General features: G+C 35.2%; 7 protein-coding genes. 3 read left to right on the forward strand and 4 right to left on the reverse strand.

Annotation, left to right across the window (positions count from 1 at the left end):
- Nucleotides 1-1,992: an excinuclease ABC subunit UvrB gene (uvrB, locus tag RK02_RS04035; RefSeq protein WP_016182980.1), complete on the reverse strand. Its 1,992-nt coding sequence runs from the start codon at nucleotides 1,990-1,992 to the stop codon at nucleotides 1-3.
- 287 nt (nucleotides 1,993-2,279) lie between these two features.
- Here uvrB and RK02_RS04040 point away from each other — a divergent pair, with 287 nt between their 5' ends.
- From RK02_RS04040 to RK02_RS04050, 3 genes are all read left to right on the forward strand, one after another.
- Nucleotides 2,280-4,445: an amino acid ABC transporter substrate-binding protein/permease gene (locus tag RK02_RS04040; RefSeq protein ID WP_016182981.1), complete on the forward strand. Its 2,166-nt coding sequence runs from the start codon at nucleotides 2,280-2,282 to the stop codon at nucleotides 4,443-4,445.
- 3 nt (nucleotides 4,446-4,448) lie between these two features.
- The gene (locus tag RK02_RS04045; RefSeq protein ID WP_016182982.1) at nucleotides 4,449-5,186 is read left to right on the forward strand and encodes an amino acid ABC transporter ATP-binding protein; all 738 of its coding nucleotides are present in this window, start codon (nucleotides 4,449-4,451) and stop codon (nucleotides 5,184-5,186) included.
- Between the two features lie 224 nt (nucleotides 5,187-5,410).
- A complete protein-coding gene (locus tag RK02_RS04050) occupies nucleotides 5,411-5,932 on the forward strand; it encodes a hypothetical protein (protein ID WP_016182983.1) in 522 nt (173 codons plus the stop codon).
- A gap of 144 nt (nucleotides 5,933-6,076) precedes the next feature.
- Here RK02_RS04050 and RK02_RS04055 read toward each other — a convergent pair whose 3' ends face one another.
- The 3 genes from RK02_RS04055 to RK02_RS11980 all read right to left on the reverse strand — a co-directional run.
- Nucleotides 6,077-7,270, reverse strand: a complete 1,194-nt coding sequence (locus RK02_RS04055; RefSeq protein WP_016182984.1) for an MFS transporter — start codon at nucleotides 7,268-7,270, stop codon at nucleotides 6,077-6,079.
- A gap of 95 nt (nucleotides 7,271-7,365) precedes the next feature.
- Nucleotides 7,366-10,062 (reverse strand): phosphoenolpyruvate carboxylase, encoded by a 2,697-nt coding sequence (gene ppc / locus RK02_RS04060; protein WP_016182985.1) that lies wholly within the window; start codon nucleotides 10,060-10,062, stop codon nucleotides 7,366-7,368.
- A gap of 177 nt (nucleotides 10,063-10,239) precedes the next feature.
- The coding region (locus RK02_RS11980; protein ID WP_016182986.1) for a MucBP domain-containing protein at nucleotides 10,240-10,908 on the reverse strand (669 nt) is incomplete at its 5' end.

The raw sequence follows: 10,908 nt of genomic DNA on the forward strand, positions 1-10,908 counted from the left end.
TTATTCACTTTTCAATTCTAAGATTGTATCACGCAATGTCGCTGCACGCTCAAAATCAAGTGCTTTAGCAGCTTCTTTCATTTCATTTTCTAATTTAGTTAATAATAAAGCTTTTTCTTCTTTACTATATTCATGATAATTTTTAAAGTCAAACGGCTTGTCTTGTGTTTTGGCCGTTTTGGTAATAGAGATTAACTCACGAATTTCTTTTTTGATAGTCTTAGGCACGATACCATGTTGCTGATTATATGCTTCTTGAATTTGACGGCGACGCATGGTTTCATCAATTGCTTTTTGCATGGATTCGGTCATTTGATCAGCATACATAATGACTTTTCCATCAGCGTTACGCGCTGCTCGACCAATTGTTTGGACTAACGAACGCTCACTACGTAAAAAGCCTTCTTTATCGGCATCTAAAATCGCAACTAATGATACTTCTGGCACATCTAGCCCTTCTCTTAATAAGTTAATCCCTACTAAAACATCAAATTCACCTAAACGTAAATCTCTAATAATTTCGGTTCGTTCCAATGTTTTAATATCACTATGTAAGTATTTGACCTTAATTCCTAACTCTTTAAAGTAATCCGTCAAATCTTCAGCCATTTTTTTCGTTAAAGTAGTGACAAATATCCGTTCATCTTTTGCAATTCGTTCATTAATTTCACCAACTAAATCATCAATCTGTCCCATAATTGGTCGCACCTCAATTAATGGATCTAGTAAGCCAGTAGGACGAATAATTTGTTGGACAACATGATCCGTACGTGCCATCTCATAGGGACCTGGAGTTGCTGAAATATAAATGATTTGATGCACTCTTTCTTCAAATTCTTCTAAACGTAAAGGTCGATTATCTAAAGCTGAGGGTAAACGAAAACCATAGTCAACTAACATTTGCTTACGTGCGCGGTCCCCATTATACATCCCGCGAATTTGTGGCATTGTTACGTGGGATTCATCCACAACTAATAAATAATCCTCTGGGAAGAAATCAAGTAACGTATAAGGTGGTTCTCCTTCTTTTCTGCCATCCATGTGACGAGAATAATTTTCAATTCCTGAAGTATAACCCATTTCCTTTAGCATCTCAATATCATAATTCGTCCGTTGCTCTAAGCGTTGGGCTTCTAATAATTGATTATTGTCACGTAGGATTTGTAATCGCCAAGCTAGCTCTTCTTCAATCCCTTTAATGGCATCATCCAAGGTATTTTCATCAGTAACGAAATGGGTAGCTGGGAAAATGGATAAATGTTGGGTATCGGCAAATACTTCGCCTGTTAATGCATCGATTTCGCGAATCCGCTCAATTTCATCACCAAAAAATTCGATACGCAACGCGCGTTCATCACGTGAAGCCGGGAAAATTTCCACAACATCTCCACGAACACGAAAACGGCCACGTTGAAAATCAATGTCGTTGCGTTCAAATTGAATATCGATTAAAGCTTTTAATAATTCATCTCGGTTCATCTCCATCCCCACACGCAATGAAACTACTTGCTTTTGATATTCCATAGGGGAGCCCAGTCCAAAAATGCAAGAAACAGAAGCCACCACAATGACATCATTTCTTTCAAGTAAGGCACTGGTTGCGGAGTGTCGCAATTTATCGATTTCATCATTAATACTTGCATCCTTTTCAATATAGGTATCACTTGATGGAACATACGCTTCTGGTTGATAATAGTCGTAATAAGAAACAAAATATTCTACCGCATTATTAGGGAAAAATTCTTTAAACTCACCATAAAGCTGACCTGCTAATGTCTTGTTGTGGGCAATCACCAAGGTTGGCTTGTTTACGCGCTGAATGACCTGAGAAATGGTGTAAGTTTTCCCAGTCCCTGTTGCTCCTAATAAAATCTGCTCAGCAACATTTGCTTTAATTCCTGACACTAATTGATCAATCGCTTGGGGTTGATCACCGGCTGGCTCATATTTAGAAATTAATTCAAAGGTATTGTCAACAGTTCGTTCAATCATCCATATCCCTCTTTCTTCCTATTTATATATAGATTTTTTACTTCACTAAAGATTTGTTTCAACTAAAAACATCGGCACGTACTATTGTATCATACCGAACATACTTTCGCTAATCAATTACACTTGTCTAGCAAAACCGGATACGTTTCCAATGTAACTTAATAATATTAACGTTTTTTTCTCATTTTGTGCTTTTTATTATATTTTTGACTTAATTTATTGCATAATATGAAAATTTTGATATATAATCTTCTTAAATTTTAATTTTTTTGGGAGGAATTATTTTAATGAAAAAGAGATTAACTCTGTTATCATTCATCGCAATACTCTTAGGCTTGTTTGTCTATGGCAACAAACAAGTGGTAGCCGATGAAAAGACTTATGAAATTGGGACTGATATTACATTTGCTCCCTTCGAATTCCAAAATGAACAAAATCAATATGTCGGTATTGATATAGATTTAATGAACGCCATCGCGAAAGATCAGGGCTTTCAGGTAAATTTACGACCTTTAGGCTTTGATACATCTATCCAAGCAGTACAATCTAATCAAATTGATGGCATGATTGCTGGTATGAGCATCACTGATGAGCGGAAAAAAAGCTTTGATTTTTCTACCCCATACTTTGATAGTGGTATTCAAATGGCGGTAGCAAAAGATGATCAAACAATTAAAAGCTACAACGATTTAAAAGGGAAAACTGTGGCTGCTAAGGTGTCAACCGAAAGTGCGACTTTTCTTGAAAAAAATCAAGAGAAATATGGTTATAAAATTAAAACCTACGATGATGCTACAGGTGTCTACGGTGCTTTAAAAAATGGAACGGCGCAAGCTATTTTTGATGATTATCCAGTTATCGGTTATGCCGTAACAAAAGGCGAACCACTTAAACTAGTTGGCAAACCAGAAAAAGGTAGCTCTTATGGTTTTGCAGTGAAAAAAGGGCAAAACCAAGAATTATTAGAAAAATTTAATGCTGGCCTTAAAAAATTAAAGGCTAATGGTGAATACCAAGCAATTCTTGATAAATATATTTCTTCTGGACAAAGCGAAAGTTCAACTGACAGTGGTCAAATGAAGAAAATCACACCTAAAAAAGACAAATATGTCATCGCTAGCGATTCTGCCTTCGCACCTTTTGAATTCCAAGATAGTAATAACCAATATACTGGTATTGACGTTGATTTATTACAACGTGCTGCCAAAATGCAAGGTTTTAATATTGAAATGAAATTTATCGGTTTTTCTGCTGCAGTTCAGGCAGTTGAAAATAACCAAGCAGATGCAATGATAGCCGGTATGACGATTACCGATGAACGTAAAAATAGTTTTGATTTTTCAACACCGTATTTCCAAAGTGGGATTCAATTAGCTGTGAAAAAAGGCAATGATAAAATCAAAGCCTACAAAGATTTAAAAGGGAAAAAAGTTGGTGTTAAGGTTGGAACGGCAAGTGCTGACTTCATTGTAGCCAATCAAGAGAAATATGGTTACACTGTAAAACAATTCGATACTGCTGACCAATTATATGAAGCTGTAAAAGTTGGTGCGGTAGATGCATTGATGGATGATTATCCTGTAATTGGCTATGCAATTGCTCAAGGTCAAGACTTAGCTACACCAATTAAACGTGAAGATGGTGGTACTTATGGTTTTGCGGTGAAAAAAGGCCAAAATCCTGAACTAATCGAAATGTTTAACGAAGCTTTAGCTGAGATGAAACGTACAGGTGAATACGATAAAATTGTTGGCAAATACATCAAAGATGGCTCAACTACCGATGAAAAATCAACCAAAGACGAATCCAGTTTATTCGGAATTTTGAAAAATAATTACGGTATCTTATTATCTGGTTTATGGAAAACAATGGTACTTGCTTTAATTTCATTTGCTTTCGCTATGATTTTAGGGGTACTTTTAGGTCTATGCTCAGTATCACATATTAAAGCTTTACGTGTCATTGCTTCTATCTATGTAGATGTTATCCGTGGAATTCCTATGATGGTTTTAGCCTTCTTCATCTTCTTTGGTCTTCCACAATTAATTGGCTTTACTATTCCAGACTTTACTGCCGGAATTATTACGTTAACCTTAAATGCTAGTGCGTATCTAGCCGAAATCGTTCGTGGTGGGATTAATGCTGTACCAATTGGACAAACTGAAGCTGCACGAAGCCTAGGTTTATCTTATGGTCGAACCATGCAAAAAATCATTTTACCGCAAGCAGTGAAGATTATGTTACCTTCCTTTGTTAACCAATTTGTGATTTCTCTAAAAGATACAACCTTAATTTCTGTAATCGGGGTTGTTGAATTACTACAAACAGGTAAAGTTATTGTAGCCCGTACTTTACAAAGTGCTGATGTTTACTTCATCATTGCTGTTATGTATTTAATCGTGATTACTGCATTGACTAAATTAGCTAAAGTATTAGAAAAGAAGGTGAAATAATTCATGGCTGAAAAAATTTCTGTTCAAAATCTTGTAAAAAAATTCGGTAACAATACTGTTTTAAATGATATTTCTGTTTCAATTAATGAAGGTGAAGTCGTTTGTATTATCGGTCCATCTGGATCAGGGAAATCTACTTTCTTACGTTGCTTAAACCGTTTAGAAGAACCCACAAGTGGTGATATTGTCATTGACGGTGCACATTTAATGGATAAAAACACCAATATCAACTTGGTGCGCCAACATATTGGTATGGTATTCCAGCACTTTAACCTATTTCCTCACCTTTCAGTGCTAGAAAATATTATTTTAGCACCAATGGATTTAAAAGGAGAAACTCGTGATGAAGCCGAAAAAAATGCCATTCGCTTGTTAGATATGGTTGGTCTTGCGGATAAAAAAGACGCCAAGCCAGATAGCTTATCGGGTGGTCAAAAACAACGGGTAGCAATTGCTCGTGCATTAGCTATGAATCCTGATATCATGCTATTTGATGAACCAACTTCAGCGCTAGATCCTGAGATGGTTGGTGATGTATTGAATGTTATGAAAGACTTGGCTAAACAAGGCATGACCATGGTCATCGTCACGCACGAAATGGGCTTTGCTAAAGAAGTGGCTGACCGCGTGCTATTTACTGATGGTGGAAAAATTTTAGAAGACGCTACGCCAAAAGAAATTTTTGAAAATCCACAGAACGAACGAACAAAAGACTTTTTAAATAAAGTGTTAAATATTTAAATAAATAACCCTCAAAAGCCAAACCTTGATATAATAAAATCAGGTTTGGCTTTTTTGACTATCTTTTAATAGGATTTGTTGTTATAATAATAATTGGTTAGACTATCAAAGTCATTGAAGCAAACAACAGGCTTGATTGAATTTATAAACCAACGATTAAATAGGTTCTATAAGGTTCCCTTTGTAAGTAAAACCTTAAATAAATGATACAAGGAATTAACAAGATGAACTATAAAGATTTAATTTGGAAGGATATCATTAAAGGAGCAGTTATTGTAGGTACCTGTATTATACTGATTGCCTTTTGTATCATTGGGATGATTTCCTATTCAAACCATCGCTTATTGAAAGCTGCGAATCAAGAAGAAATTACCTTTAATTATGTTATCCCAAACGCTGCTGCTGAAACCAAAGACAATCACCTTTTCCATATCAGCGCAGATATTACTATTCAAGGTCCTAGAGAAATGATTTTAACCAAAACAGATAAAAATCAAACCAAGTTTTTGATGATGAAATCTGTGCCAACAAGTCAATTATTTCAACAAGAAATGAATGACAAAATGAAAACCACCTTGTTTAAAAATTTTGAAAAAACCGTAAAATCATCACTAGACGATTACACAACGGTATCAGTCATTAATAGCTTTGATGAAATTTCCTATGGTTTTAAAGCCGATTTAACTACCCAATTGGCCAAACAAAATATCAAGGTTAAAGATATTCATTTTAGCTATAGTGAATAATAGGAAATAGCCTGACTCAAAAGTCCAATGTAAAAACTGAATAATAAAATAATCCGAATGTTCAACAATCATTTTATAAAAATTAAGTTGGACATTCGGATTTTTATCTTTTATAAAAATATTAAGGAATAATTTTTAAATTGTCTATTTGACGATTTTGGGGTTAGCACCATTTCTCTTGTTTTTAGAACATCTCATCCATATAGCCATCGCTAGCAACAAACTACCTAAACCAACAAAACTTTGATTAAAGCCAAAATAATCAATCAGCCAGCCCATCAACGGAAACAAGAAAATCATTGCTAGACTTCCTAGCATCGTATAAACACTTAACATGGTTGCACGAACCTCTGAGACAAACTGGTTTTGTAATTCAGTCTCATAAATTGGATAAAATAAAACAACTAAACCATCTGTTATCAAAAAAATCAACGCATAAAGCCAATCCTGCTGTAGAGCAGTCATCAGGAATAATCCACCAGATAAAAATAGCATAACCCAAAGGATTAATGAACTTTGATATCTTTTTCCAATCAAATTAGACAATGTAATGCTTAAAAGATTCACTATACTTGAAAACAGCATGATTCCACTAATTTGCCAAGATTTTAAATTTGGCAATTGATTTTGATAATAAAAATAATACATAGAAATAATAGTGAGCAGCAATTGAATAACCAACATTTGTCTAAATAATTTTGTTTGCTGTCTAAATAGACGATAAACCATTTGCAAAATTTGCCAACTACTTTGCTTATTATCGTTAGCCATTTTTATCGTAGGCTCTTTCAAACAAGCAATCCCCACAATGGATAATAACGACAAGACTAATTGAATATAGTAAGTATAAATCAATCCCCCATGGACAAAAAAGCCCGCTACAACCATACCTAATGTGCGAGTAGCTTCTAAAATTCCATTTAGCAAACTAGTTAATTTTAAATAACGATTCTCTAACCCTATCTCTTTAGCAGTTTCAAAAAGCAATGCTTGGCTAGTCCCAGAATCAAAATTATAGCCCCAAGCACTGAAAATCATTCCCAAAGCATATAGCCAAAAATTTCCTTGACTAACAATCATTAACCCTGCTGAAATAATACTCGCTATTCGACCTAACAATAGATTATTTTTATAGGTAAATCGATCAGCTAGAATCCCTGAAGGCACTTCAGATAATAGACTAGTCAAATGGAAAATACTTTCTAAAATACCAATTTCCCATAAGGTCATTCCCTGTTGGCTCAAAAACAAAAGCCAAAATGACGTAATACCAAAAAAGCTAAAAAATTCTATACCACCTAATATTGGAATATTCCATTTAAACGATTGCTTCCTCATTAATACCCTCCTTTCTTTACACTACTTTTTCTGACTGGCAATTTGTATAAAAAAGAGTTGCTAATATTTGGCTAGCAACTCTTTCGTTTATGTGATCAACCCGAATTACGCAAACCTGTAGCGATTCCATTAATCGTGATATGAATTAATTTCTCAGTATTTTCACTATGCTCACCACTGCGCAACCGTTTAATCAATTCAATTTGTACATAGTTTAAGACATTAAAGTATGGTAAACGATAATCCAAGCTAGCTTTTAAGTAACTATTATCCGCCAATAGTTCAGCTTGCCCTTCTATCGCCAAGATGACTTCGCGTGTCTTTTCCCACTCAGCTAATAATAAATCATAGACTTCGCGCTCTTTGGCATTCGTACATAAGCATGCATATTGACGAGCAATGTACATATTCGATTTAGATAACACCATATCCACATTTGATAATAAAGAATGGAAGAATGGCCAAGTTTGATACATTTGTTGAAGTAGAGCTAAATTGTTCTCATCCTCATCTATAAAGGCTTTAAAGCTTGAACCTACCCCATACCATCCAGGTAACATCACCCGATTTTGTGACCACGAAAATACCCATGGAATCGCACGTAACCCACTAATATCCGTAATGGTCTTTCTAGCAGCTGGTCTAGAACCGATATTAAGACTAGAAACCTCTCTGATTGGACTTGCCGCAAAGAAATAGTCATAAAAACCAGGATGCTCAAAAACTAATTGACGATAAAACTGATAGCTATTTTTAGCAATCTGATCCATCACCACTCGATAGTGCTTCAATTGAGTTTCATCCGTTACGCGTTGTGTCACCATTCGACCTAGTGTCGCTGAAATCAACATCTCTAAATTATAATAGGCCGCATCTTTATTGCCATATTTATTTCCAATAACCTCACCTTGTTCAGTTAAACGAATCCGATCTTTAATAGAATTAAATGGCTGAGAGGTAATCGCATCATAAGATGAACCTCCACCGCGACCAACCGTTCCACCGCGACCATGGAAGAAAGTAATTTTAACGCCTAACTCTTCGCCAAGCTGTGTTAGTTCATTTTGAGCCTTATATAAAGTCCAACCTGAAGCTAAATAACCTCCATCTTTATTGCTATCAGAATATCCCAACATAATTTCTTGATATTGACGATTATGAGCGAGCCAACGTTGAACAAGTGGTAATTGTAAATAATACGCCATAATTGGTTTTGATTGATCTAAATCCTCAATGGTTTCAAATAGTGGCACAATTTGCACACGTGAGCGATTTTCATCTAATAAACCAACTTCTTTTAACATTATGGCCAATTCAAGTAGATCAGACACACTTTCTGAGTGAGAAATGATATGTTGTTTAATAATTTCTTCACCCATTTGATCTTTTAGCTTACGAGCAGTAGTAAAAATAGCCAATTCCTTTTGCAGCAACTCAGATTTTTCCACATTCGTTGCAGATAAAATTCGTGGATCTTCCTCCAATTGTTTTAGTAGCAAATGAATCTTTTTCTCTTCTTTAAGTGAACTATAATCCTTTTCGATATTCGCACCTGCAAGTAACTCTGCAACACAAGCTTCTAAAACGCTGGAATCCTGGCGCATATCTATACTTGCCAAATAGAAGCCAAAAATATCAACTGCTAATAACAACTCTTGGAAGTCACCCTTAAGCAAGGCTTCTCCATTATTAGCCAATAAAGACTTTTTAATTGCATGTAAATCTGCCTGAAAGTCTCCAGCAGATAAATATCTTGGCTCGACTACTTTTTCATCAAGCAGAAATGCTAATGTATTTTGTAAACGTTCCTCAATATAACTAAACGCTTTACGATATAACTCTTTTTCACGAAAGACCGATTGATCCTTAGATTTTTCAGCCATCTGAATGACTGCTGCACTTACATTTGCTTGGGAAGTAGAAATCGAAAAAGCAAAATATAACTGTTGAATCTTTTGAATATAATAATTTAGAATAACTTCTCCTTGAGTGATTGCGGATAAACGTAATGTATCGGCAGTCACATATGGATTGCCATCTCTATCTCCACCTATCCACATACCCATGGTAATTGGTTTGGCTTGTTCTAATTGAATACCGTATTTAGCAGCTAATTTTTTATATTCATTAACCAGATTGATAATCGCCGTAATTAACGAACGATCATAATATTCAGTAACATTCGTAATCTCATTTTTAACCTTTAATTTTTTCTCACGAATCATATCCGTTTGCATAATTAATTCGATATGTCTTCGTAAATCATCATACCACTTATCTTGATTAATTAGCCCTAGCTTCACATCACGATGTTTACGTAATAAAACGTGAATTTGTTGCGTTAAGCCGAGCATCGTCTTACGTTGAACTTGAGTTGGATGCGCCGTTAACACCGGAACAACATTCAAATTCTCTAAAATTTCTTTTGCAGACTCAGACACTGCTACTTGATCAATCGTCGTTGATAGCTTACCTAAATAGGTCTGATTTGTATTGTTTTGCAAATTAACCTCATAGGCTAAATCAACGTCCTCAGAAATATTAATCAACAAAGGAAGAACAGAAAAATAACGAGCAACTACCTCCATTTCCTCATTAGAAATTGTTGCGATTTTTTCTTCTAATAAGGAATATTTTTTTTCTTGAGCTAATTGAGTTAATTCCTCAATTAATGCAAACGTACTTTGACCAACCATTTTTTTGGTTGTATCCGCCAATAATTCAGTTAGAATAGTAACCTCTTCTTGAATGACCTCTTTATGATTACTATTTTCTAGTTTATTAGTATTCACCGACAGACCCCTTTTTATTTTTATTATTCACTTCTCTATGATACCCTTTTTTTCAAAAAAAATAAATATTAGAATTTTCTAATTTAGCAATTTTCGTGAAAAATTTCATTTATTTTTAATGATTATTCAAAAAACAACTGAAGCAAGGGTTCTCATTCTTGCTCCAGCTGTCATTAACTAATCATTTTTTCTTTTAGCTTTTTTATAAAACAGTCCAGCTAAAGCTAAACATATAAAGCCCCACGCAGCATTGATTCCTTCCATTCCAGTTTTTGGTAGTTGTCTACTAGTCATTCTTGCTTGTTTTTCAGTGCTTTGCGTTGGTTGAACAGTTACCGGTTGACTCACAGGTATATCCTTATTTATTTTGGTAACCGGTTCGTTAATAGGTTCTGTCGGTTGAGGATTCCCACCAGTATTCGGTAATTGCGGTTTTGATTCTTCTTCAGGAGTCAACAATTGCTGATAAACTAAACGAACATGTTTGACTGTATTTTCAACCTTTCCTTGTAAAGCCGCTGAATCTTCAGCAAGTTTTAAGAAGGTATAGCCGGTAAATGCTTTCACTTCAACCACATACGTTTCACCAACTGGCACCTGATTTTTAATTAATTCGACTACTGTTCCTGGTAATAATTGACCCTTTTCATCCAAATAACTCACATCTACAGAGCCTTTTTGAACAGTTGGTACAACCACAACTTTTAACGCATAATTGACTTCATCCACTACATCCGGTTGTTCAACCGTTGCTTCTAAGCCTCCTGCATTCGGCTTATCGACCTGATAACCAGAGACGACTGGACTAATCACAGTTTCAAAGGTGACGGTCGCTGGTTGCCAAGC

It is taken from the genome of Enterococcus columbae DSM 7374 = ATCC 51263, assembly GCF_000406925.1.
GTDB lineage: Bacteria > Bacillota > Bacilli > Lactobacillales > Enterococcaceae > Enterococcus_E > Enterococcus_E columbae.

Coding starts and splice junctions, on each gene's coding strand:
- RK02_RS04050 (WP_016182983.1), top strand. CDS start 5,411: ATGAACTATAAAGATTTAATTTGGAAGGATATCATTAAAGGAGCAGTT.
- RK02_RS04040 (WP_016182981.1), top strand. CDS start 2,280: ATGAAAAAGAGATTAACTCTGTTATCATTCATCGCAATACTCTTAGGC.
- RK02_RS04045 (WP_016182982.1), top strand. CDS start 4,449: ATGGCTGAAAAAATTTCTGTTCAAAATCTTGTAAAAAAATTCGGTAAC.
- uvrB (WP_016182980.1), bottom strand. CDS start 1,992: ATGATTGAACGAACTGTTGACAATACCTTTGAATTAATTTCTAAATAT.
- RK02_RS04055 (WP_016182984.1), bottom strand. CDS start 7,270: ATGAGGAAGCAATCGTTTAAATGGAATATTCCAATATTAGGTGGTATA.